Origin of the sequence: Pseudomonas sp. GV071, from assembly GCF_003050835.1 — a bacterium.
GTDB lineage: Bacteria > Pseudomonadota > Gammaproteobacteria > Pseudomonadales > Pseudomonadaceae > Aquipseudomonas.
Window position 1 is genome coordinate 274,490 of the sequence record NZ_QAOJ01000003.1, and the last position, 22,696, is coordinate 297,185.

Below are 22,696 nucleotides of genomic sequence, written 5' to 3' on the forward strand. Positions count from 1 at the left end.
AGCACACCCTACAAGAGCAGTTACCAGGTCAGGGACATACCCAAAGCCAGGGTGTCGGTGTCCTCAAGATTGCCCACCCCTTCCTTGCCATCAATCTCGAACTGGTTGTACTCGGCAATCAGCCGCAGGTTGGCGTTGATGTCGCGGGTGTAGGCGATGGCGCGGGTTTCGTAGTCGGCTTTGATGCCCAGGCCGTTGCCGTCGTCTTCGGTTTTGCCGTACGACAGGGCGATGCGGTTTTTGCCAAAGCGATAAGAACCCTGCAGCAGGTAGCCGCTGCTGTCCATGTTGCTCAGCGAGGCTTCGCCGAGGTTGTTGGTGAAGAACGGGTTGATGCCCTTGGCGGTGAAACCGGAGCCGACCACGGTGAAGTCGGCGATCTTGGCTTGCACGCCGTATCCCAGGCCTTTGGAGGTGACGTCGCTGACGGTGTCGTCGGTGTTCTCGGAGGTCTGGTAGGCGCCGTTGATCCACGAATAGATCTTCGAGCCGCCCAGGTCGAACTCGTAACTCACCTCACTTTCGAAGCGCGGGTTGTCCTGGTAGGCCTTGCCGGTGGCGCTGTCGTCGTTGGTGTCGACCGGGTCCATGATCCCGGCGGCGACGCGCAGGCCGTCCATCACAGGGGTGCGGTAGGTGATCTGCGAGGTGGGGAACGGGTACGGGTAGCCGCTGCCGATGTTGCCGAACGACACCCCGCCGCCATCCACCAGGCCGAGGGTATCGCTGACCTGGCCGTAACCACCGAGCAGTTCGTCGAGGAGGATGTTGGAGCGGGCGAACAGGCCGAAGTCTTTGCCGATCAGCACCTGGCCCCACTCACCGTCGACGGTGCCGTAGAACTGGCGGACGTCGATGGCGGTGTCGGTGCCCTCGGTTTCACTGTCGTTGATGGTGACCCAGAACGACGAACGTGCGCCGAGCTTGAGGTCGTCGACCTGCTTGGTCATGTTGAAGCCAATCCAGTTGGGCAGAAAACCCATTTTTACCCGCGCCTGGTTGCGGTCGTACTGGTCGCCGGGGCGGTCGATGTCGCTGTTGACGTAGAAGGCGTTGATATAGCCGTCGGCAGCAAAGGTGGTGTCGTTCTTGTCATACAGCATGATCTCGGCGAAGGCCGGCTGGGCGATGCCCACGGCCAGGGCCAGAGACAGAAGTGGGCGAGTGGCGATGTTGTTTTTGTTGTGGCGCATGGCGTGCTCCGCTGTGTAGGCGACTGAGGATGCAGTCGTGGCGGGGCGATTATGGAAAGTGCCAAAGGCCCGCCCTATCGGGCTTTGGCGGGGGTTTAACGGTGCTTTGGCCGAGGTGCGGTGGCGCGCTATTTAGGGCGTGGGTCGGGTGGGCTTGAGGCGGAGCAGCTTTGGTTGGGCGACCAATGTAGCGAGCCCCGATGCACTCGGGAGTAGGACTTTGGAGGGGGAAACGCTCGGCTTAGCGGTGCTGCCAGTGAGCGTCCGGGCTTGGCGCGTTGGCCATGGCGTAACAGCCACCTAAGGCGTTCAGCAGGTGCTGATGGGCGTGCTGGATATCCGCCGCTTGCACCGTCGCCAGCTGCGCCAGCAACTGCGCATTCCAATCCGGCGGCAAACCCCGTTGCTGAGCCAGCCAGGCCTGATCGGCCAGCCCCACGACGCTGTGGGTTTGCGCCTGCAGTTGGTCCATCAGGTTGGCCGTCAGCAGGTGCAACTGCGCAGCGTCGAGCTGTGCCAGGCGCTCGCCCTGGGTCTGTAGAAAGGCCTCGATGTGGGTGCTGATCTCCGCCACGCTGACGCTCGGCGACTGCACGGCAAACAGCACGCCGGGCAGCCCGGCGATCTGCCGGAAGCCACAGAACACCGCGTAGCCCAGCTGCAATTCGCTGCGCAGGCGTTGAAAGAACGGGCTCTCCAACCACTGCGCCAGCAGCCGCCAGGCCAACTCGGTGCGCGCCTCGCGATCAGGCAGAGGGCAGAACAGCACCAGCACGGCCTCACCACCGCTGCCATCAGCCACGACCTCACGCCAATGCCAACCGGATTGCGGTTGCGGCGGCGCCCACTGCAACGCCTGACTCTGCCCAGGCAGCATCGCCACGTGCGCGTGCACGGTGCCGCGCTGAGACTCGGCAATGCCCACTGCCACGGCCTGATGCCGCGCATTGGCCCAGCACTGTGCCAGTGCGTTGGGAGTGGGCAGTAACTTATAGCCGTCGCTGTGCGGCTGCTCGAACATCTCCGGTATACGTTGCCAGAGCTGGCGCACCAGGGGCTCGTTACTCGCCCGTGCAGCCTGCTCACGGTAACGGCGCATGCCTTGGCCCCAGGCCAGGTTGGGCGGGTGAACCAGCACCTTGGCGAGGTCGGCGAGCAACGGCGCAAACACCGTGGCTCGCCCATTTAGGAGGAGCTGCCAGTGGCTGTTCTGCTGTTCGAAACGCACCTGCACACCGGCCTGGCTGGCCAGTTGCAGGCTGGCACGCAACGCCACCTGCAGCACTTCGAACAAGCCGTCGGAAGGCGCCTCGTTAAACCGCCATTGCAGGTAGAACGCAGCGACATCGTCCTGCCCTGGCACCGTCGGCCCTGGCAGAAAGGTCAGCCCGGGGGCCTGCAAGGGAATGACAGATGCGTTGCTGAACGCTGGCGGCTGCAGCAGTGGGTTGTCGCCGGGCAGGTGCCAGTTCCAGTACTCGATGGCGGCCGCCTGCTGCCGCTCTTCGCACAGATTGAGGGTGAAGCCGAGTTGACGCTGTGCCTCGACCGGTTCGGTGCTGCTGGTCAGCTCCAGCAGGTTGGCCGGCTGCAGTTGGCTGAGCAGTTTGCGCAGCGCCCACAGCTGCTCGCTGCCCCATGGCCCCGCGAACGCCTGCGGTTCGCTCCAGTAACGCGCCAGCTGCAGCGGCGAGCCACTGCGCAGGCGCAAGGTGGCCATGCGGGTGTATTCCTGGCGCCAGGGCAACCAATCATCCTGGTCGCTGAAAAAGCTCAGCCAGTCGAACAGGGCCGCACGGATGGAGGCGCGGTTGAGCGCGTTGGCGGATTCGCTGAGCTGAATGTCGATGGCCAGCAGCGCCTGCTCGCCGTAGTGGTAAACCCGCCGCAGCTGCAGGGCGTCGCACCAGCCGCGGGAGCGCAGGGTATCGAGCAGGCCGTCTTCAACTTCGTGGCTGAGCCAGGTGTCGAGAAAGTCCACTGCTTGTGGATAACCACTCGGCAAGCCTTGCAGGGCGAAGCACAGGGTCAGTTGCGGAAGGCCGGCAGGCACCTGCAAACGCAAGGCGTTGCAGCGCAGCGGCAACAACGCTGGCGCGGCGCTTTGCAACAAGGATGGCGCAGCGCGCAGGAGGGCACCGTGCTGCTGCGCCAACTGGCGCAGTTCAGTGAGCGACTGCGGGCCGGCCAGCACCAAGTGCATCTGCCCGGCCTGGTAGAAGCGCTGATGGAAGTCTTCCAGGGCCACCTGAAAAGCCGCGTGCTCGACTTTCAGGCTGTCGCGATTGCCGGCATGGAAAGCAGAAAACGGATGACCGTAGGCCAAGGCCTGGCCGATGGCGGTATCGCAGAGGGTGTTGCGGTCCTGGCCACGAGCGACGAACTCGGCCTGCAGCACCTCCCGCTCGCGCAACTGCGCGGCGACGTCGAACAGCGGCCGCGCGAGCATGTCGCACAAGCGCGCCAGACCATCACCCAGCTTGTTCGCCGGCACTTCGAAAAAGTACTCGGTATGGCGCTCGCGAGTGCTGGCATTGACCTCACCGGCGCAGGCGCGCACATAGGCCAGCAGGCCATCCTGAGCAGTGAAATCGCGGCTGCCGAGAAACAGCAAATGCTCGAGGAAGTGCGCCAACCCAGGGTATTGCAGCGGCGCATCGTGGCTGCCCGCCGCCACCCGAATAAACGCCGACGCGCGCTGGGCGTCGGGCAGGTGCAGCAAATGTACCGGTAAGCCGTTGGCCAAATGCAGCAGCACCGGCTCGGCCACCTGGGGCTCCGGTTGTGCAGCAAGCGGCGCGGTACGGTCGTGAGTCAACATGGCTGGGGATAACCTACGGCAGTCTCGGTAGGGTCTGGCTTTGCTCGGCGCAACGCAATGCGTCTTTCGCAGTAAGGCAAGCGGTGAGCAAAACAGGCAGGCCCTTGCGTATAAAAGCAGATAGCGGCGGCAAGCGAGACGCACCGCCGCGCAATTTGGCGATAAGGCCTTGGCTCAAGGCGGTTTTTTAGGCGGGTTGCGCCGAAACAATTTGTAGCATCCGCCCGCTCGGCGTTTATTTCTCTTCTACGCTTCAGGAACATTTCTGCGTGCCGACGTATCAAGCAAATGGAATGCACTTCTTAAAAGGCGGGTAAGCAAGCATGTTCAATTCACAGCTCAAACAACGACTGGCCGTTCTCGAAGAAGAAGTCGCTCGTACCCGCCAGGTGAAGGAATCGCTCTACGAAGAAATGCTGGTGCTGGAGGTCGATACCGCCGGCAAAATCACCTTCGCCAATGAGAACTTTCTGCGCGAGATGCTCTACCGTCCGGAACAACTCATCGGCCGCCCGTTAGATGAGTTTTTTCCCAACAGCTTTCGCCAAGAAGAAAACTACCGCCGTATCAAGCACTCTCTGCAACAGGGCGACCACCTGCGCGGGGCCTTTCGCCTGTTGCGCGGCAATGGCGAAGAAGCCTGGCTACGCCTGATCTGGCAACCGATGCGCGACAGCAAGGCGAAGTTGACCAGCTTCTCGCTGTTCGCCAACGACCTGACCCGTACCATCGAGGCCTCGAAAGAACACGAGGGCATCATCAACGCGCTGCTGCGCTCGACCGCGGTAATCGAATTCAACCTCAAGGGCGAAGTGCTAAACGCCAACGACCGTTTCCTCGGCGCCATGGGCTACAAGCTCGATCAGATCAAGGGCAAACACCACTCACAGTTCTGCGAACCACAGGAAGTGAACAGCCCGGGCTACAAGGAGTTTTGGGCCAAGCTCAACCGCGGCGAATTCGTCGCCGGGCGCTTCAAACGCGTCGACGCCTTTGGCCGGCCAGTGTGGTTGGAGGCTTCCTACAACCCGGTGCATGACGCCCATGACCGCCTGTATAAAGTGGTGAAATTCGCCACGGTGATTTCTGACCAGGTCAACCAGGAAATTGCCGTCGCCGAAGCCGCCAACATTGCCTACAGCACCTCGCAGCAAACCGACCTCAGCGCGCAGAAAGGCGCCACCGTGGTCCAGCAGACGGTGGATGTGATGCGCCAGATCAGCCTGCAGGTGCAGGACGCCGCCCAAGGCATCGAAGCGCTGGATAAACAGTCGCAACTGATCAGCTCGATCATCAAAACCATCAGCGGCATCGCCGGGCAAACCAACCTGCTGGCGCTCAACGCCGCGATCGAAGCCGCACGTGCCGGTGAACAGGGCCGCGGCTTTGCCGTGGTGGCCGACGAGGTGCGCCTGCTGGCCGGGCGAACCAGCCAGGCAGCGGAAGAAATCGTCGAAGTGGTGCAGAAGAACCAGCAGTTGGCACAGACGGCGGTAGACAGCATGTCCAGTAGCCGGCAGCAGGCTGAACAGGGGTTGGGACTGGCCAATGAGGCGGGCGCGGTTATCGTTGAAATTCAGGACGGCGCGCAGAAGGTGGTGGATGCGATTGGGCAGTTTGCCAATCAGTTGAAGGCGTGATGCATTAACTATTTAGTTAGAACGAGAAGCTGAGGTTCGAATTATTAAATGCACAAGCCGAATAACCGCAGGTAAACCGTTATTGGACTGACTTAATTATTGCTTTGGCAGCGACCGCTTGCCCGGCGAACCTATGCGATGCGAAGTTGCCAGACCGGCTGGCGCGGCATACACGCCTACGGTGCCAACTACGGTATTGAATAAAATACGTACTCGCTTGAAATAATCACCGAATTATTGTGGATAGATTTTTCATTTCGCTTGGCTATAATCCACAGCACGACGTAATAACGTCGGCGCCCTAATTAACTCGATCAAACCAAGCAACCAATTGATTTAATTAGTTTTTTTAAAAAAACATTCAACAGCCAAATCGAATGGGGCCTACGCTCCTTCTTCCGGCCGCTAATCCAGCGCTGCGAACACGCACTGCGGGCGGCCGGTTCACCAGGACCAGAGAAACTACGTGACCAAAGACGAACTGCGCGCCGAACTTGAGCGCCAGGCGCAGCGTTACAAGGAAGTTTATGGCGGGGAAGTTGTGACCTACGCCGCCCAGCCGGACCCGGAACGCAAGCCATGGCGCAAACGCTCCAATTTCCTCGATCAAGCATTCGAGAGAGAGTTGGAAAAAATCGAAAAAGAACGCCAAGCCCGAGTGGACTCCGCGAAAGACACCGATCTGTAGGGCGAATACCGCTTGCGGTATTTAGCGCCCTGCACGTTACGCGTGGCTTGGAAAGCGGCGGCGGATATCGCTGAAGCGATATCCGCCCTACATGCATCCATAGATTTTCAGCGGCGTTTCTTGCCCAGCAACGAACCCAGCAAACCCCGCACCAATTCGCGACCAATCTGATTGGCCGCTTGCCGTGCTGCGCTTTTCAACGCCTGGCCCGCCGCGCTGCCCAACAGCTCTCCGGCCATGTCGACAAACCCACCACCGGCTTTGCCGGCTGCCACGGGCGGTGCGTCTTGGGCTTCGCTGCTGGCGGCTGCGCGAGTGGTGAGACGTTCGTAGGCCGACTCGCGGTCCACGGCTTTGTCATAACGCCCGGCCTGTGGCGATTGGCGAATCAAGGCCGCGCGTTCGCTGTCGTTCAACGGCCCGATGCGTGACTGCGGCGGGGCAATTGCCACCCGTTGCACCATGGCCGGGGTGCCCTTCTCTTCCAGGGTGCTGACCAACGCCTCACCAATGCCCAGTTCGGTCAGCACGCTCAAGGTGTCGAACGCCGGATTGCTGCGAAAGCCATCGGCCACTGCCCGCAGGGATTTCTGTTCCTTGGCGGTAAAGGCGCGCAAACCGTGCTGAATGCGCAGGCCCAGTTGCGCCAGCACATCGTCCGGCAAGTCGCCGGGCGACTGGGTGACGAAGTACACGCCCACACCCTTGGAGCGAATCAGCCGCACCACTTGTTCGAGGCGCTCCTGCAGCGCCTTGGGGGTATCGGCAAACAGCAGATGGGCTTCGTCGAAGAACAACGCCAGCACCGGTTTGTCAGCATCGCCACGCTCAGGCAACTGTTCGAACAACTCAGCCAACAACCACAACAGGAACGTCGCGTAGACCTTCGGCGCTTCGTGTACCAGGCGGCTGGCATCGAGCAGGTGAATGCGCCCGCGGCCATCGGCGTCGGGGTGAAGGATGTCTTCCAGTTGCAGGGCCGGTTCGCCGAACAAGGCGTCGGCACCCTGTTGTTCCAGCGTCGCCAAACGCCGCAACAGGGCCTGGCTGGAGCTGCTGGTGAACAGTGCGCTGTCGGCGCCGAGCAACTCCGGGCGCTCTTTGAGGTGGTTGAGCATGGCCTTGAGGTCTTTCAGGTCGAGCAGCAACAGGCCCTCGCGGTCAGCCACCTGAAACGTGGCGTACAGCGCGGCCTGTTGGCTGTCGGTCAGCTCCAGCAGGTTGCTCAGTAGTAGCGGGCCCATCTCGCTCAAGGTGGTGCGCAGCGGATGGCCGCTGACACCTTGTACATCCCACAGGGTCACCGGGTAGGCCTGCGGTTTATGGTTGAGCCAGGGCATGCTGGCGATGCGTTCGGCGACCTTACCTTGCGGTGCGCCGGCAGCGCCGATGCCGCAGAGGTCACCCTTGATGTCGGCGGCGAACACCGCCACGCCAGCGTCGCTGAAGGCTTCCATCAGGTGCTGCAGGGTCACGGTTTTACCCGTGCCGGTGGCGCCGGCGATCAAGCCGTGGCGGTTGGCCAGACGCAGCGCCTGGGCCACCGGTTGCCCGGCCGGATCGGCGCCGAGAAAAAATTCGTTATGCCCTGGCATTTCACTCTCCTGTTTTAAAGCTTTAATGCAGTGTGGCCGACACAACGAAAGACACGGAGCCGAGTCGATCGACACACCGCCTGCTAGCCAGCCAAGACTGGCGCCAGTGCCAACCGGACGCAAGAAGCCATGACCAATAACCTGAAGTTCAGCCACAAGATTTTGCTTGCGGCTTCACTGGTGGTGATCGCCGCCTTCGCGCTGTTCACCTTGTACAACGATTACTTGCAACGCAATGCCATCAAAGACGACTTGAATAGCTACTTGCAGGAGATGGGAGAGGTCACTGCAAGCAACATTCAGAACTGGTTGTCCGGGCGCATCGTGCTGGTGGAAAGCACCGCACAATCGATTGCCGGCAATAGCCAGGCCGATGCGGTGGCCAAGCTGCTGGAACAGAAAGCACAAACCTCGACCTTCGATTTCACCTATCTGGGCAGCGCCGATGGCAGCTTTATCATGCGCCCCACCAGCGAGATGCCAGCCGGCTACGACCCGCGCACCCGGCCTTGGTACAAAGACGCCATGACCGCCGGCACCACCACCCTCACAGAACCCTATGTGGACGCCGCCACCGGCGCGCTGATCATCACCATCGCCACCCCGGCGCAAACAGCAGGCGTGGTCGGCGGCGACCTGAGCCTCAACGCGCTGGTGAAGATCATCAATTCCCTGGACTTCGGCGGCATGGGTTACGCCTTCCTGGTGAGTGCCGATGGCAAGATCCTGGTGCACCCGAACAAAGACCTGGTGATGAAAAATCTCAAGGACCTGTACCCCAACAACACGCCGAGCATCAGCAGCGCCATCAGTGAAAACGAGTTGAATGGCGAAGACCGCATCCTCACCTTCGCTCCGGTCAATGGCCTGCCTTCGGTGAAGTGGTACGTCGGCCTGTCGGTGGACAAGGGCAAGGCCTACGCCATGCTCACCAAGTTCCGCACCTCGGCGATTGTTGTCACGGTGGTCGCGGTGATCGGCATTCTGTTCCTGCTGGGCATGCTGATTCGCGTGCTGATGCAGCCCTTGCACGTAATGGCCAAGGCCATGCGCGATATCGCCCAGGGTGAAGGTGACCTGACCAAACGCCTGGCGGTGCAGTCCAACGATGAGTTCGGTGACCTGGCTTCTTCCTTCAACCAGTTCGTCGAACGGATTCACGGCACGATTCGCGAAGTGTCGTCGGCCACCACTCAGGTCAACGAAGTGGCCAAGCTGGTGGTGAATGCCTCCAACTCGTCGATGGTCAACTCCGATGAGCAGGCCAACCGCACCAACAGCGTGGCGGCGGCGATCAACGAGCTGGGCGCCGCCGCGCAGGAAATCGCCCGCAACGCCGCCGATGCGTCGACCCAGGCTTCCGACGCCAAAGTGCTGGCCGAAGATGGCCGTCAGGTGGTGGAAAAAACCATCCACGCGATGAACGAGCTCTCCGACAAGATCCGCACCTCGTGCGGCAACATCGAGACCCTCAACGGCAAGACCGTGGACATCGGCCAGATTCTCGAAGTGATCAAAAGCATTTCCCAGCAGACCAACCTGTTGGCCCTCAACGCCGCCATCGAGGCTGCGCGCGCCGGTGAAGCCGGGCGTGGTTTCGCCGTGGTGGCGGATGAGGTGCGCAACCTTGCCCACCGCACCCAGGAATCGGCGCAGGAAATTCAGAAGATGATCGAGGAGCTGCAAGTGGGCTCCCGTGAGTCGGTGACCACCATGACCGAGAGCCAGCGCTACAGCGAGGAAAGCGTGGAAATCGCCAACCGCGCCGGCGAACGCCTGGGCAGCGTGACCGAACGGATTGGCGAAATCGACGGCATGAACCAATCGGTCGCCACCGCCACTGAAGAACAGACCTCGGTGGTCGAATCGCTGAACATGGACATCAACGAAATCAACATGCTCAACCAGGAAGGAGTGGAGAACCTGCAGGCGACGTTGCGGGCGTGTGGTGATCTGGAGCAACAGGCCACGCGCTTGAAGCAGTTGGTCGACAGCTTCAGAATCTGAATGATTGGCGTAGATTGGGTTGAGCGCAGCGAAGCCCAACGATACCCTGCCATACGCCCCGCCACCGCATCCAAACAGAACGACCTAGACGCACCAAGGAGTCCTGTTTGGCACCGGTGGTGATACGCGTATCTCCGTATCGTTGGGCTTCGCCTTTGGCTCAACCCAACCTACGCCGCACGTTTTTTCTGGTTGGGACCGACTTCGATGAACCGCAATGAACTGCGCAAGGCCGATATCAACCTGATGGTGGTGTTCGAGACCTTGATGCTCGAGCGCAATGTCACCCGCGCGGCAGAAAAACTGTTCCTCGGCCAACCCACCATCAGCGCGGCGCTCAATCGTTTGCGGGCGATGTTCAATGACCCGCTATTCATTCGCGTGGGCCGACGCATGGAGCCGACCGCGCGTGCCGAGGAGCTGATTCAGCACCTGTCACCGGCTCTCGATGCGATGTCGGTGGCCCTCAGCCTGACCCACGACTTCGACCCCGCCACCAGCAGCATGACCTTTCGCATCGGCCTCTCCGATGACGTCGAGTTCGGCCTGCTACCGCCCTTGCTGCATACCCTGCGCAAGGAGGCGCCCAATGTGGTGTTCGTTGTTCAGCACGTAGATTACTGGAGAATCCCAGACCTGCTGGCCAGTGGCGACATCACCGTCGGCATCAGCCAGACCCGCGGTCTGCCGGCCAATGCCAAACGCAAGCTGCTGCGCCATATCCACCCGAGGCTGTTACGCGCCGATGCCTGCGACCGACCGTTGACCCTGGATGAATACTGCGGCCGCCCGCACGTGCTGGTGTCGCACACGGCCAATGTCAGTGGGGTGGTGGATGAGTGGCTGAACGATATCGGCCGCAAGCGCCAGGTGGTGTTGTCGGTGCCACAGTTCAGCGCCTTGCCGGCGCTGCTGGCCGGCACTGATCTGCTCGCCAGCCTGCCGGACTATGCGGCCAATGCCATGGCCGCGTCGGGACAGCTGTTTGTCGAACCGATGCCCTTCCCAACCCCAACCCTGGACCTGGCCATGGTCTGGCTGAGCATCATGGACACCGACCCGGCCGAGCGCTGGCTGCGCTCGCGACTGGAGGCGTGCATGAGTGATCGCCAGGGTATGGCGTATTGAGAAATTAAGGGGCCGGCTTTTCGGCTTCGGGATGGAGTTCATCCCAGAGCTTGGCGGCCTCTTCGAATTCGGTGCCGGTTTCTTCGTCCATCGCCTCGGGGTCGTAGCGGCTTAAGCAGCCTTCGCCCAGGGTCGGTGGCGGGGTCGATGTAGCGCGGTCCAGTGGGTCGTCACTCATAACGCTTACCTCGCCTGACGGACGTTATGGCGGATATCCCCTGCGGGGATATTCGCCCTACGGTGCGGTGATCAGTCGAACACCACGGTCTTGTTGTTGTGCACCAGCACACGGTCTTCCAAGTGATAGCGCAAGCCGCGCGCCAGCACCATTTTTTCCACGTCCTTACCCAGGCGCACCAGCTCTTCGATGCTGTCGCGGTGACTGATGCGCACCACGTCCTGCTCGATGATCGGGCCGGCATCCAGTTCTTCGGTGACGTAGTGCGAGGTCGCGCCGATCAGTTTCACACCGCGCAACGAAGCCTGATGGTAGGGCTTGGCGCCAATAAAGGACGGCAGGAAGCTGTGGTGGATGTTGATCACCCGCTGGGCGAACTCCTGGCACAGATCGGGGGGCAGAATCTGCATGTAGCGCGCCAGCACCACCACGTCCGCACCCACTTCACGCACCAGGCGGGTGACTTCGGCGAAGGCCGGTTCTTTGTCCTGCGGGTTCACCGGTACATGGTGGAACGGAATGCCATGCCACTCGACCATGCTGCGCAGGTCGTTGTGGTTGGAGATCACGCACGGAATCTCGCAATCCAGTTCGTCGCTGTGCCAGCGGTGCAGCAAGTCCGCCAGGCAGTGGGACTCGCGGCTGGCCATCAGCACCACGCGTTTTTTCTGCTCGGAGTCGGTGATCCGCCATTCCATCGAGAATTGCTTGGCAATCGGCGCGAACGCCTGGCGGAAACCGTCGATATCGAATGGCAGGGAGTCGGCGCGAATTTCGTGGCGCATGAAGAACCAGCCATTCTGGTTATCCGAATGGTGGCTCGCTTCGGTGATCCAACCGTTATAAGTCGCCAGAAAGTTACTGACCTTGGCAACGATACCGACGCCGTCGGGGCAGGCGATTACCAAGCGAAAAGTGCGCATGCGGGAACTCCAGAAACTCACAAAGGCCGCCATTCTAGCGACAGCGCGAGAAAACTTCAGCCCTGCGCGTGGCTCGCCCGGCAGCAACGCCCGACATGCCCCTGCTTAGTGCAGGGCTTTGGTTATGGTGATAAGCGTGGTTAGCGGTGCAAACATTTAATTATTCGTCGCCCGTGAAATGCAGTTACTGCCGACCGAAAAATAGTGGTGAAACTAATTCAGGCAAAACTTTTCAAACATGTTTACTTGCATAAAGTGCGTGACTATTATTACTGCCACTAACCCCAGACCACAGATTCAAGGTATCGCCCATGTCCCTGATCAATGAATACCGCGCTACAGAAGAAGCCATCAAAGAACTGCAAGAGCGTCTGAAAAACCTCTCGCAAGATGACAAGCTGAAAAAAGAACTGGAATTCGAAGGCAAACTGCGCACCCTGATGGGCGAATACCAGAAGTCGCTGCGTGACATCATTGCCATGCTCGACCCGGAAGCCAAATCCAGCAAAGCACCGCGCGCCGCTAAAGCCACTGGCAGCAAGCGTGCTCGCAAAGTTAAGCAATACAAAAACCCGAACACCGGTGAAGTCATCGAAACCAAAGGTGGCAACCACAAGACTCTGAAAGAGTGGAAAGCCAAGTGGGGCGCTGCTGCCGTTGAAGGCTGGGCTACTCTGCTCGACTAATTCCAGCTCGACTGTCGCCAAGGCGGGTGCCACCCGTTTTCGCGATAAATAAAAAAAACGCCGGTTATGCCGGCGTTTTTTATTGCCTGGTGTTTATCCCAGGCTTAGTTCAGTTGATAACGCGCACGCAAGCCCAGGGCGTAATCGCGCCACTGCTGCAACAGCGTCTGCTGCGCGCTATCGGCTGTGGCCAAGGCTTGCTGCAAGGCGCTGTCGAAATCCGCCAGGGTATTGGGTGCGCCCCACTCTGGCGCGGTCAAACGCTGCTGGCAGAAGGTGCGCCATTGCTGTTGCTCGTCAACGCTGAGGGTGGCGGGAAAGTTGCGCGCGCGGTAGCGGAATAACAACTCCGGCAAACGTGCGTCATCGAATGGCCATTGTTGCTGTGCTAACGCCTGCGGTTCGGCAATCCGTACTTGCTCGCACAAGCGGCGATCACGATCACCAATAAATCCGTCATATAACTGTTGTTCAGGATCTTCGCTGGGGGTGAATTCTTCAGCGCCATACAGCGTTTGCAGTTTTTCCTGCCAAGTTGCCTGGTTGTCACGCAGTCGCGCGGCACGGCTGGCAATTTCGCTCATATCCAGTTGCAACCGCTGTTTATCTTCTTCGCGCAGTACTGCCATCGGCGCCACTACCGGGCAACGGTTGATATGCAGAAGTTTCAGAGGCACCGGCAATTGTCCTTCGGCCAATTGCTCGCGACGGGTGTAAAGCAGACGGCGCAAGTTTTCTGCGTCCAGATCGAACAAGGGTGCGGGGTCGTTCTGCAAGTCGCACACAATCAATGCATTGCGGTTGCGCGGGTGCCAGGCCAGCGGCAATACCACGGCGAGATAATTACGTGCTGCGGAAAAGCGTCCAGATATATGCACCAGCGGTTGCAGCAAACGAACTTGGTCGAGCACCTTCTGTTTGCTGCGCAGTTGGTAGAGGTAGTCATAGAGTTTCGGTTGTTGGCTGCGCAGCAACTTGGCCAAACCGATAGTGGCGCGCACATCGGACAAGGCATCGTGAGCCTGACCATGATCAATGCCATTGGCAGCAGTCAGGCGTTCGAGCTTGAGGCTGACACGGCCTTCTTCAGTCGGCCAGTTGATGCCCTCGGGGCGCAAGGCATAGGCAGTGCGCACCACATCAATCAGGTCCCAGCGGCTGTTGCCGCCCTGCCACTCGCGGGCATAGGGATCAAAAAAATTGCGGTACAGGCTGTAGCGAGTGACTTCATCGTCAAAACGCAGGCTGTTGTAGCCGGCACTGCAGGTAGACGGGGTGGCCATCTCGGCGTGCACGCGGGTCATGAAGTCGGCTTCATCCAGACCGTCACTCGCCAGACGTTCAGGCGTGATGCCGGTGATCAGGCAGGCCATCGGGTGCGGCAGGATGTCGTCGCTGGGGCGGCAATAGAGGTTCACCGGCGCGCCGATTTCGTTCAGCGCCTCATCGGTGCGAATGCCCGCCACTTGCAGCGGCCGGTCGCTGCGGGGGTCGATGCCGGTAGTTTCGTAGTCGTACCAAAAGATGCTGGCGCTCACGGCGGTTCCTTTATTGATCACGGGCGGGTTGCGGGCAGGCGGGCGAATTGAAAACTGCGGCAGTCTAGCATTGGAAAAAACCTTGCTTGCCGCTCGCCAGCAGGTTGATCCGTGGCACAGGCTGCAACAGCAAGGCTTGTCGCCCGAAGGCCTGGCGACTAGCATGCAGCCATTCGGAGCATGACCCACAAGGACGTCAGCATGAACACTCGCATCGCCCCGCCTTTTCCCATCGGCGTCACGCCCCACTAGTTCGAATCGCGCGCCGCGCCCGTCTCTTGGCCTGGTTGCTTCCCTGCCTGCTGCTCGCTAGCATCGGGCTTTCCTCGACGCAGTGCACCGATGCCTCACACCCCTGCCCTCGCCGCTCAGCCCGCGCCCGCTCCTGGCACCGTGCTGGACACCCGTTTCCATGTGGAAACCCCGGAAGGTATCGACCTGGTGATGCGCCCGGCCGGCTTGCTGGTGCGCGCCCTGGCCTTTGCCATCGACCTGGCGATTCGCGGCGTGATTCTCGGCGCAATGTTCCTCGTCCTCAGCCTGCTCGGCCAACTCGGTATGGGCTTGGGCGCCATCGTGTTGTTCCTGGTCAACTGGTGGTACATGGTGTTGTTTGAGGTGCTCAACCAGGGCCGCTCACCGGGCAAGCAGTACATGGGCCTGCGCGTGGTGCATGACGACGGCACGCCCATCGGCTGGGCCGCGTCGCTAACCCGAAACCTGCTGCGCTTCGTCGATGTACTGCCCTTCGCCTACACCTTCGGCATTCTCAGCTGCCTGTACACACGCACGTTCAAACGCCTGGGCGACATCGCCGCCGGCAGCTTGGTGGTGTACCGCGATGTGCCGTTGCAACGCCCACCGCTGGTCAGTGCCGAACCGCTACGTGCGCCTTTCACCTTGAGCCTTCATGAACAACGCGCGGTGATGAGTTTCAGCGAACGCCAGGGCGAGTTGTCGGCGGCCCGGCGTCAGGAGCTGGCAGCAATTCTCGCAGGTCCCTTGCAGGTGCCGGCCGCACAGGCTGAACAGCAGCTCAACCGCATCGCCAGCGGCTTGCTGGGGCCGCTATGAAACAGACCCTGTTCGAAAGCCGCCACCACGCCGAGTGGCAACACTTCACCAGCCTGCTCGAAGCCCTGGAACGTGGCAAAGCCAGTAGCGATGCCTGCCAGGCATTCGCTGCCGACTACCGCCGCCTGTGTCATCAGTTGGCGCTGGCGCAGGAGCGCGGTTACAGCAGCCACCTGATCGACCAATTGCAGCTGTTGGCCATGCGCGGCCACCAGCAGTTTTACCGCCATCGCAGCCACCTCGGCGCGCAAATCATCCAGTTCGTACTCGGCGGTTTTGCCCGTCTGGTACGCGAGGAGTGGCGCAGCGTGCTGCTCGCCACCCTGATGTTTTTCGGCAGCCTGATTCTCATGGGCCTGCTGGTGTATGGCTTCCCCGACCTGATCTACAGCGTCATGGCTCCCGAACAGGTCGCCGAGATGGAGCGCATGTACGACCCCGATGCGCGGCGCATCGGTCGTAATCAGCGCGATGCCGGCGATGACTGGATGATGTTCGGCTACTACATCATGAACAACATCGGCATCTCCTTTCAGACCTTTGCCAGCGGTTTGCTGTTTGGCCTGGGCAGCCTGTTTTTCCTGCTGTTCAACGGCCTGACCATTGGCGCCGTCGCGGGCCACCTGACCCAGGTCGGCTACAGCGAAACGTTCTGGTCGTTCGTGATCGGCCATGGCGCCTTCGAACTGACCGGCATCGTCTTCTCCGGCGCGGCGGGTTTGAAGCTCGGTTGGGCGTTGCTGGCACCGGGGCGTTTTACCCGCGCCGAGGCCCTGCGCCTGGCGGCCGGGCGGGCGGTGCAGTTGGTCGCCGGGGTGATTCTGTTCTTGCTGATCGCCGCGTTTATCGAAGCCTATTGGTCGTCGATGACCTTCACCACGCCCCTGGTCAAATACCTGGTGGGCGCGAGCCTGTGGACCCTGGTGCTGAGCTACTTCACCTTTGCCGGACGCTCTGCCCATGCGCCTGACTGACGCCAGCGTGGCGATCCGCCCGCGCAGCAACTGGGAAGCCATTGACCTCGGCGTGCTGCTGGCGCGCCAACACCTGCGCCTGCTGTTCAGCAGCTGGCTGCTGATCACCGTGCCGGTTTTTATCGTCCTCACCGCCGTGTTGTGGAAATACCCGAGCGTCTCGATTCTGCTGTTCTGGCTGCTCAAGCCAGCCTTTGATCGCCTGCCGCTGCACATTCTGTCGCTGGCCCTGTTTGGCAATACGCCAACGGTGAAACAGGCCGTCAAAGCCTGGCCGCGCCTGCTCAAACCGCAACTGCTGCAAAGCCTGACCTGGCGTCGCCTGAGCCTGACCCGCAGCTTCGACTTGCCAGTGCTGCAGCTCGAAGGCCTGGCTGGCGCCGCGCGCAGCAAACGCCTGGGCGTGTTGGGACAGAAGAGCAGCGGCGGTGCGACTTGGCTGACCGTGCTCGGCGCGCATTTGGAATGTGCGCTGTGGCTGGGCCTGACCGCACTGTTCTATCTGCTGCTGCCACAACAAATGAAAGTCGACTGGGACTGGCAGAAGCTGATCAGCCCCGTCGCCGGCGAATGGCTGTGGCTGGAACACCTGAATAACGCGCTATACCTGCTGATTCTGGCTGTGTGGGAACCGGTGTACGTGGCCTGTGGTTTCACCCTGTACCTGAACCGGCGCACCACCCTCGAAGGCTGGGATATCGAACTGACCTTCCGCCGCCTGCGCCAGCGCCTGACCGGTATCGCCTACGTGTTGATGCTCGGTTTTACCGTGCTGCTGTTGCAGACACCGAGCTCTGCCTGGGCCGCTGACGAGGTTGCCGCGAGCAGTTGTCCGGTGCCCTTTGACGATCCCCTCGGCCCGGACAAAGACCGCCTGCACAACCAGCCGCTGACCAGTAAAGCGGCGCAAAGCAGCATCGCCAGCATCCTCGACCAACCGCCGTTCGAAAACCGCGAGACCGTCACCCTCTGGCACTTCGGCGACGGGCAGAAAGACCCGGTGAAAAAGCCGCAGAAGTCCGGCGATGGGTCGTGGTTGACGGACGGGCTGAAGAACCTGCTGGATGCCTGGCAAGGTTTGAAATGGCTGGCCATGGGCGTCAAGGTGCTGCTCTGGGGCGGCGTGATTGCCTTGGTAGCGCTGCTGCTCTGGCGCTACCGCGAGTGGCTGAGCACTTTCGGTTCGCGCCTGTCGTTGCCCAAACGGCAAGCGCGTGAAGTGCCGAGCATGCTGTTCGGCCTCGAAGTCACTCCGCAAAGCCTGCCCGACGATGTCGCCAGTGCCGTCGAGCGGCTGTGGAGTGAACAACCGCGCGAAGCCCTCGGCCTGCTGTATCGCGCCCTGCTCAGCCGGCTGCTGCATGACTTCCAGTTGCCGCTGAAAAGCGCGCACACCGAAGGCGAAGTGCAACAGCTGGTGAACAACCTCGCCCACCAGGACCTGAGCCGCTTCACCCAGGTGCTGACCCGCCATTGGCAGAACCTCGCCTACGGTCATCAGTTACCACCGGAAAGCCTCAAACGCGGCCTCTGTGAAGGCTGGCGGCGGCTGTTCCAGCCAGGGGTGCAGGCATGAACCGCAACCTGAAATTTGCCCTGGGCGGGGTGGTGGTTCTGCTGCTCGGGCTGATCGCCATCTGGGTGCTGAGCCAGCTCACCCCGTACCAGAAAGAAATCAAACTGGGCGCGGCCCCGGAAGTGGCGGCGACGCCGTACCTGGCCGCAGAAAACTTCCTCAAGGCCCGCGGCCTCGACGTGCAGCGCGCCGATGGACTGCAAGTGCTCGGCAACCTGCCCAGCCAGGGCCACACCCTGTTGCTACTGGGTAGCCGCGAACAGATGACCCCGCGCCAGACTGAACGGGTACTGGCCTGGGCCGCTAAAGGTGGGCACCTGTTGGTGGTGGCGGAATCCTTGTGGGATGAAGACGCTGGAAAAAGCGATGACCTGCTGCTCGACCGCTTGGGCATCCACCAGTTGCTCACTGAAGACCTCAATGAAGGCACCCAGGCCGAAGACGAACCGGCCACCAGCGAGTCGGCACCTGCCGAACAGGCCGCCGACGAGGATGAGGCCAGCGCTGAAGAAATCGACCATCACCCCGAACTGACCAAGCTCTATCTGGAAAACGAAGAGGCCCCGGCCTACGTCAACTTCGACACCGACTACCACCTGTTCGACGCCAAGAATCAGGCCCAGGCCTGGGCCAATAGCGCCGACTCCACCCATATGCTGCAGCTGAATTACGGCGATGGCCTGGTGACCGTGGTGACCGACAGTTGGCTGTGGCAGAACAAAGGCATCGCCGAATACGACAACGCCTGGCTGCTCTGGTACCTGACCCAGGACAGCAAGGTCACCCTGCTCTACCGCGCCGACCGCGACGACCTGCTGACCCTGCTGGTACGCAACTTCCCCGAAGCGCTGGTGGCGCTGGCCCTGCTGATCGCCCTGCTGCTGTGGGCCAATGGCCGTCGCCAGGGGCCGCTGTTGGCACCGGCCAGCCTGGCCCGCCGGCAGTTGCAAGAGCACCTGCGTGGCAGCGCCGACTTCCTTCTGCGCCACAGCGGCGGGCACAGCCTGCTGCAGGCGCTGCAACGGGATATCCAGCGACAGGCCCGCCGTCGTCACCCCGGTTTCGAACGCCTGGACATCGCCAGCCAATGGCAGATTCTCGGTCGCCTCAGCCGCTTACCCAGCAGTGCCATTAGCCAAGCCATGCGTCCGTTACCCAAGCAACGGATCTCCGCCACCGAATTCACCCGCCAGGTCGCCCACCTGCAAACCCTCAGGAATGCCCTATGAGCGAACAGACGCCCGATCAGCCCGAGAACCCATCGGCCACCCCAGCCAGCGAACTGAAACTCGACCCACAAGCCCTGGAGCCCACCGCTGCAGCGCCCGCCGCCATCGTCGAAGCACTGACCCCGCCGCCAGCCCCGGCACCGGCCGCGCCCGCTGCGAACAGCCAACGTCAGCGTGCCAGCCAACTGGCCCAGGCCTTGCGCCAGGAATTGCAGAAGGCGCTGATTGGCCAGACGGCGGTGGTCGACGACGTGCTTACTGCCTTGCTCGCCGGCGGCCACGTGCTGCTCGAAGGCGTGCCGGGGCTGGGTAAGACCCTGCTGGTGCGCGCCCTGGCACGTTGCTTCGGCGGCGACTTCGCGCGGATTCAGTTCACCCCCGACCTGATGCCCAGCGACGTTACCGGCCACGCCGTGTACGACTTACAGTCGGAGCAGTTCAAGCTGCGTAAAGGCCCGGTGTTCACCAACCTGCTGCTGGCGGACGAGATCAACCGCGCCCCGGCAAAAACCCAGGCGGCGCTGCTGGAAGTGATGCAGGAACGCCAGGTCACCCTGGAGGGCCGGGCCCTGCCGGTGGCGCAACCGTTCATGGTTCTGGCCACGCAGAACCCGATCGAGCAGGAAGGCACCTACCCGCTGCCGGAAGCCGAGCTCGACCGTTTTATGCTCAAGCTGCGCATGGACTATCCACAGCTCGACGAAGAGCTGAGCATGGTTCGCCAGGTCAGTCGCTCGTCGCGCGCCGACATGCTCGATGTGGTCGCACTGCGCCCATTGCTGCAAGCCAAAGACGTGCTGGCGCTGCAGAAAATCGCCAGCGAACTGGCCCTCGATGACCAGGTGCTCGACTACGCCGTGCGCCTGGCGCGTACCACCCGCAGCTGGCCGGGCCTGGCCATCGGCGCCGGGCCACGGGCCTCCATCGCCCTGGTACGCGGCGGCCGTGCTCGTGCGTTGCTGCGTGGCGGCGACTTCGTCACCCCGGACGACATCAAAGGCTGCGCCCTGGCCGTGTTGCGCCACCGCGTGCGCTTGTCGCCAGAGCTGGATATCGAAGGCTTGTCGGTGGACCAGGTGCTGCAACAACTGCTTGATCAGGTGGCAGCACCGCGTCTATGAAGGCAGCCCAATGAAACCCACGCGCCTGTTGTTGCTGCTACTCGGCGCCCTGCTGGGCCTGGCCTTGGTGCTGGGCATTGTGCAGGCCCTGGACATCAACCTGCCGCCCACTCTGCACACCTTGTGGTGGGCCGGGTTGCTGGCGCTGGCCGTGGTCAGCGGCGTAGACGTGCTGTGGCTGCGGCAATTGCCCTCACCGCAGCTCAGCCGCAGCTTGCCGGGCAACCTGTCACTGGGGCGTTGGGGTGAAGTGCAGTTGGTGGCGCAACACCGCTTCAAACAGCGCCAGCAATTGGAAGTGTTCGACCATGTGCCGGCAGGAATGGACGTCGATTTTCTGCCGCAACGCATCGAACTGCGCCCGGGCGAACACACTCAGTTCAGCTACCGGGTGCGGCCCCTGGTGCGTGGTCATTTCAGTTTCGAACGCTGCGAGCTGGGCATCCCCAGCCCGCTGGGTTTGTGGCAGGGCCGGCGCTACCTGCAACTGCCCGGTTTCACCCGCGTGTACCCGGACTTCGCCCGCCTGTACGACGCCAGCCTGAAGGGCGTCGACGACTGGCTCGGCCAACTCGGTGTGCGCCAGCAACAGCGCCGCGGGCTGGGCCAGGAATTCCAGCAACTGCGCGAATTCCGCGACGGCGACACCCTGCGCCAGATCGACTGGAAAGCCACCGCACGCAAACGCACCCCAATCGCTCGCGAGTACCAGGACGAGCGCGACCAACAGATCATCTTCCTGCTCGACTGCGGCCGCCGCATGCGCAGCCAGGATGGCGACCTGTCGCACTTCGACCATGCCCTCAACGCCTGCCTGCTGCTCAGCTACGTGGCCCTGCGCCAAGGCGATGCGGTGGGCCTGGCAACCTTTGCCGGCGACCAGCCACGTTTCCTCGCCCCGGTCAAAGGCCAGGCGCACCTGAACGTACTGCTGAATGCCGTGTACGACCTGCAAAGCAGCCAGCGCCCCGCCGACTACGCCGCCGCCATTGATGGCTTGCTGGCCCGCCAGCGCCGTCGCGCGCTGGTGGTGATCGTCAGCAACCTGCGTGACGAAGACGACGAAGAATTGCTCGCCGCAGTCAAACGCCTGGGCCGCCAGCACCGCGTGCTGCTCACCAGCCTGCGCGAAGAAGTGCTCGACAGCCTGCGCCAGGCGCCTGTGCATAACTACGAAGAAGCCCTGGCCTACTGCGGCACCGTCGACTACCTCAACGCGCGCACCAGCCTGCATGACCGATTGAGCGCCCATGGGGTGCCGGTGCTGGATGCAAGGCCAAGCCAGTTGGGACCAGAACTTGTTGAGCGGTATCTGGCTTGGAAAAAAGCGGGCGTGTTCTGAAGCCCACCGCTTCGTAGGGTGTGCTGTGCGCACCCAGGCTCACGACGATAGATCGCTCGGTGCGCGGAGCACACCCTACAAAAGCGGGACGGTGTTTGGCTTAAACCGGAGCGGCAACAGTCTGGAAGGTGAAGTACTGGCGCAGGGCGTCGACCATGTCGACGTATTCGGCCGGGGGGGCCACTAGCGCGAAGCCGGAGTCCCAACCACCGGGGGTAACGTCTTCGCGGCACCATTGGCAGGTGGCGGAGAAGTTGATGATGCGCTGGCCGCTGGGGCCGGGGATTTTCAGGCACATTTCGAAGCGCGCGCCCACCAGCATGGGCAGTTCGCTGATCAGCATCAGGCCGTCCAGCGACACGTTGCCAATATGGCCCATGGGCTTGTCGGTGATGCGGTTGAAGACATTCAGGTAGTACGGCAACTGATGTCTGTCGATTCGGCGTTCACTTCGCATGATGGCAAATCGCTACGGGTGGCCCCTGAGTATGGCCTCTGGAACGGGGTTGAGCCAGTCTCAGTCGCAATCTTGCGCGATTTGCTGACCCAGTTGGCGACGAGCGGCGTCCATTTGCTGGTCGCTCAGGTACTCGCGCTCGCCTTGCTCGTTAACCGCATAGTAGGTGCTACCGGGGCGAATTTTCGCCAGTTTGTAGCGCAGCCGGCCGCAGTAGTCGTCGATCTCGGCCTGGCGCTTGCCGGCGCGTTGCTCGGCTTGCGCTTGCTCGTCGCGGCGGGCTTTGTAGAAGGTGTCGGTACGTTCCTGACGCTGGCGGGTGGCCTCGTCGTTTTCGATCACTTGCGGTTTGACCTGCACCTGGCTCGCGCCGGAAACCGGGCGCTGATCGAAATGCACCTGGCCCTGGGCATCGGTCCATTTATAGATTTCTGCACTGGCCTGCATGGACAGCACCAGCAGTGCCGCTGGCAACACATAGCGCATGGCCTTCCTCCCTGAATAAACGCCAACGCCCGGCACCTTG

General features: G+C 61.7%; 18 protein-coding genes and 2 pseudogenes. 12 read left to right on the plus strand and 8 right to left on the minus strand.

Annotated elements, in window-relative coordinates; translation table 11 throughout:
* Nucleotides 1-20 precede the first annotated feature (20 nt).
* Both C8K61_RS07835 and pqqF read right to left on the minus strand, forming a co-directional pair.
* Nucleotides 21-1,193: a porin gene (locus tag C8K61_RS07835; RefSeq protein WP_108095657.1), complete on the minus strand. Its 1,173-nt coding sequence runs from the start codon at nt 1,191-1,193 to the stop codon at nt 21-23.
* A 241-nt stretch (nt 1,194-1,434) separates the two neighbouring features.
* Nucleotides 1,435-4,014: a pyrroloquinoline quinone biosynthesis protein PqqF gene (pqqF, locus tag C8K61_RS07840; protein WP_108095659.1), complete on the minus strand. Its 2,580-nt coding sequence runs from the start codon at nt 4,012-4,014 to the stop codon at nt 1,435-1,437.
* 413 nt (nt 4,015-4,427) lie between these two features.
* On the opposite strand from pqqF, the pseudogene C8K61_RS27190 reads away from it, so the two are divergent.
* The 3 genes and pseudogenes from C8K61_RS27190 to C8K61_RS07850 form a co-directional block, all read left to right on the plus strand.
* A pseudogene (locus C8K61_RS27190) lies at nt 4,428-5,099 on the plus strand (PAS domain-containing protein); the annotation flags it as partial.
* Nucleotides 5,100-5,219: 120 nt separating this feature from the next.
* Nucleotides 5,220-5,654 (plus strand): annotated as a pseudogene (locus C8K61_RS27195) (methyl-accepting chemotaxis protein); the annotation flags it as partial.
* A 466-nt stretch (nt 5,655-6,120) separates the two neighbouring features.
* Nucleotides 6,121-6,342, plus strand: a complete 222-nt coding sequence (locus C8K61_RS07850) for a hypothetical protein (RefSeq protein WP_108095663.1) — start codon at nt 6,121-6,123, stop codon at nt 6,340-6,342.
* A 107-nt stretch (nt 6,343-6,449) separates the two neighbouring features.
* Here C8K61_RS07850 and C8K61_RS07855 read toward each other — a convergent pair whose 3' ends face one another.
* On the minus strand, nt 6,450-7,937 hold the full coding sequence (locus C8K61_RS07855; RefSeq protein WP_108095664.1) for a helicase HerA-like domain-containing protein: 1,488 nt from the start codon (nt 7,935-7,937) through the stop codon (nt 6,450-6,452).
* Nucleotides 7,938-8,066: 129 nt separating this feature from the next.
* Here C8K61_RS07855 and C8K61_RS07860 point away from each other — a divergent pair, with 129 nt between their 5' ends.
* Complete coding sequence (locus tag C8K61_RS07860; protein ID WP_108095666.1) at nt 8,067-9,944, plus strand: methyl-accepting chemotaxis protein; 1,878 nt, start codon at nt 8,067-8,069, stop codon at nt 9,942-9,944.
* 207 nt (nt 9,945-10,151) lie between these two features.
* Nucleotides 10,152-11,072: a LysR family transcriptional regulator gene (locus tag C8K61_RS07865; protein WP_108095668.1), complete on the plus strand. Its 921-nt coding sequence runs from the start codon at nt 10,152-10,154 to the stop codon at nt 11,070-11,072.
* A 4-nt stretch (nt 11,073-11,076) separates the two neighbouring features.
* Here C8K61_RS07865 and C8K61_RS26815 read toward each other — a convergent pair whose 3' ends face one another.
* A complete protein-coding gene (locus tag C8K61_RS26815) occupies nt 11,077-11,250 on the minus strand; it encodes a hypothetical protein (RefSeq protein ID WP_178086433.1) in 174 nt (57 codons plus the stop codon).
* Between the two features lie 71 nt (nt 11,251-11,321).
* Nucleotides 11,322-12,173, minus strand: a complete 852-nt coding sequence (purU, locus tag C8K61_RS07870; protein WP_108095669.1) for a formyltetrahydrofolate deformylase — start codon at nt 12,171-12,173, stop codon at nt 11,322-11,324.
* Between the two features lie 311 nt (nt 12,174-12,484).
* Between purU and mvaT the strand changes: the two genes are divergently transcribed.
* Nucleotides 12,485-12,859: a histone-like nucleoid-structuring protein MvaT gene (gene mvaT / locus C8K61_RS07875; protein ID WP_108095670.1), complete on the plus strand. Its 375-nt coding sequence runs from the start codon at nt 12,485-12,487 to the stop codon at nt 12,857-12,859.
* 104 nt (nt 12,860-12,963) lie between these two features.
* Here the strand turns inward: mvaT and sbcB are convergent, their stop codons facing one another.
* Nucleotides 12,964-14,397 carry an exodeoxyribonuclease I gene (sbcB, locus tag C8K61_RS07880; protein WP_256589383.1) on the minus strand — a complete coding sequence of 478 codons (1,434 nt, stop codon included), beginning with the start codon at nt 14,395-14,397 and terminating at the stop codon, nt 12,964-12,966.
* Between the two features lie 342 nt (nt 14,398-14,739).
* Between sbcB and C8K61_RS07885 the strand changes: the two genes are divergently transcribed.
* The 6 genes from C8K61_RS07885 to C8K61_RS07910 are packed head-to-tail and all read left to right on the plus strand — an operon-like array spanning nt 14,740 to nt 21,713.
* A complete protein-coding gene (locus C8K61_RS07885) occupies nt 14,740-15,471 on the plus strand; it encodes an RDD family protein (RefSeq protein ID WP_108095672.1) in 732 nt (243 codons plus the stop codon).
* Nucleotides 15,468-16,445, plus strand: a complete 978-nt coding sequence (locus tag C8K61_RS07890; RefSeq protein WP_108095836.1) for a stage II sporulation protein M — start codon at nt 15,468-15,470, stop codon at nt 16,443-16,445. Before C8K61_RS07885 ends, C8K61_RS07890 begins: the two co-directional genes overlap by 4 nt.
* Nucleotides 16,432-18,021, plus strand: coding sequence for a DUF4129 domain-containing protein (locus C8K61_RS07895; protein WP_108095673.1), 1,590 nt, complete (start codon nt 16,432-16,434; stop codon nt 18,019-18,021). The genes C8K61_RS07890 and C8K61_RS07895 overlap by 14 nt, the downstream gene beginning before the upstream one ends.
* The gene (locus C8K61_RS07900; RefSeq protein WP_108095674.1) at nt 18,018-19,250 is read left to right on the plus strand and encodes a DUF4350 domain-containing protein; all 1,233 of its coding nucleotides are present in this window, start codon (nt 18,018-18,020) and stop codon (nt 19,248-19,250) included. Before C8K61_RS07895 ends, C8K61_RS07900 begins: the two co-directional genes overlap by 4 nt.
* Nucleotides 19,247-20,371 (plus strand): MoxR family ATPase, encoded by a 1,125-nt coding sequence (locus C8K61_RS07905; RefSeq protein ID WP_108095675.1) that lies wholly within the window; start codon nt 19,247-19,249, stop codon nt 20,369-20,371. Before C8K61_RS07900 ends, C8K61_RS07905 begins: the two co-directional genes overlap by 4 nt.
* A gap of 10 nt (nt 20,372-20,381) precedes the next feature.
* Entirely contained in the window at nt 20,382-21,713 is a 1,332-nt protein-coding gene (locus tag C8K61_RS07910) for a DUF58 domain-containing protein (protein ID WP_108095677.1), read from the plus strand.
* Nucleotides 21,714-21,813: 100 nt separating this feature from the next.
* Here C8K61_RS07910 and C8K61_RS07915 read toward each other — a convergent pair whose 3' ends face one another.
* Both C8K61_RS07915 and C8K61_RS07920 read right to left on the minus strand, forming a co-directional pair.
* Nucleotides 21,814-22,170 (minus strand): PilZ domain-containing protein, encoded by a 357-nt coding sequence (locus C8K61_RS07915; RefSeq protein WP_108095679.1) that lies wholly within the window; start codon nt 22,168-22,170, stop codon nt 21,814-21,816.
* Nucleotides 22,171-22,230: 60 nt separating this feature from the next.
* Nucleotides 22,231-22,656 (minus strand): DUF4124 domain-containing protein, encoded by a 426-nt coding sequence (locus C8K61_RS07920; RefSeq protein ID WP_108095680.1) that lies wholly within the window; start codon nt 22,654-22,656, stop codon nt 22,231-22,233.
* Nucleotides 22,657-22,696 lie beyond the last annotated feature (40 nt).

What these genes read in the sequence shown, in the direction of transcription:
- C8K61_RS07855 (WP_108095664.1), bottom strand. Translation starts at nt 7,937, where the DNA reads ATGCCAGGGCATAACGAATTTTTTCTCGGCGCCGATCCGGCCGGGCAA.
- pqqF (WP_108095659.1), bottom strand. Translation starts at nt 4,014, where the DNA reads ATGTTGACTCACGACCGTACCGCGCCGCTTGCTGCACAACCGGAGCCC.
- mvaT (WP_108095670.1), top strand. Translation starts at nt 12,485, where the DNA reads ATGTCCCTGATCAATGAATACCGCGCTACAGAAGAAGCCATCAAAGAA.
- C8K61_RS26815 (WP_178086433.1), bottom strand. Translation starts at nt 11,250, where the DNA reads ATGAGTGACGACCCACTGGACCGCGCTACATCGACCCCGCCACCGACC.
- C8K61_RS07900 (WP_108095674.1), top strand. Translation starts at nt 18,018, where the DNA reads ATGAACCGCAACCTGAAATTTGCCCTGGGCGGGGTGGTGGTTCTGCTG.
- purU (WP_108095669.1), bottom strand. Translation starts at nt 12,173, where the DNA reads ATGCGCACTTTTCGCTTGGTAATCGCCTGCCCCGACGGCGTCGGTATC.
- C8K61_RS07910 (WP_108095677.1), top strand. Translation starts at nt 20,382, where the DNA reads ATGAAACCCACGCGCCTGTTGTTGCTGCTACTCGGCGCCCTGCTGGGC.
- C8K61_RS07915 (WP_108095679.1), bottom strand. Translation starts at nt 22,170, where the DNA reads ATGCGAAGTGAACGCCGAATCGACAGACATCAGTTGCCGTACTACCTG.
- C8K61_RS07920 (WP_108095680.1), bottom strand. Translation starts at nt 22,656, where the DNA reads ATGCGCTATGTGTTGCCAGCGGCACTGCTGGTGCTGTCCATGCAGGCC.
- C8K61_RS07905 (WP_108095675.1), top strand. Translation starts at nt 19,247, where the DNA reads ATGAGCGAACAGACGCCCGATCAGCCCGAGAACCCATCGGCCACCCCA.
- C8K61_RS07865 (WP_108095668.1), top strand. Translation starts at nt 10,152, where the DNA reads ATGAACCGCAATGAACTGCGCAAGGCCGATATCAACCTGATGGTGGTG.
- C8K61_RS07885 (WP_108095672.1), top strand. Translation starts at nt 14,740, where the DNA reads ATGCCTCACACCCCTGCCCTCGCCGCTCAGCCCGCGCCCGCTCCTGGC.
- C8K61_RS07835 (WP_108095657.1), bottom strand. Translation starts at nt 1,193, where the DNA reads ATGCGCCACAACAAAAACAACATCGCCACTCGCCCACTTCTGTCTCTG.
- C8K61_RS07890 (WP_108095836.1), top strand. Translation starts at nt 15,468, where the DNA reads ATGAAACAGACCCTGTTCGAAAGCCGCCACCACGCCGAGTGGCAACAC.
- C8K61_RS07895 (WP_108095673.1), top strand. Translation starts at nt 16,432, where the DNA reads ATGCGCCTGACTGACGCCAGCGTGGCGATCCGCCCGCGCAGCAACTGG.
- C8K61_RS07860 (WP_108095666.1), top strand. Translation starts at nt 8,067, where the DNA reads ATGACCAATAACCTGAAGTTCAGCCACAAGATTTTGCTTGCGGCTTCA.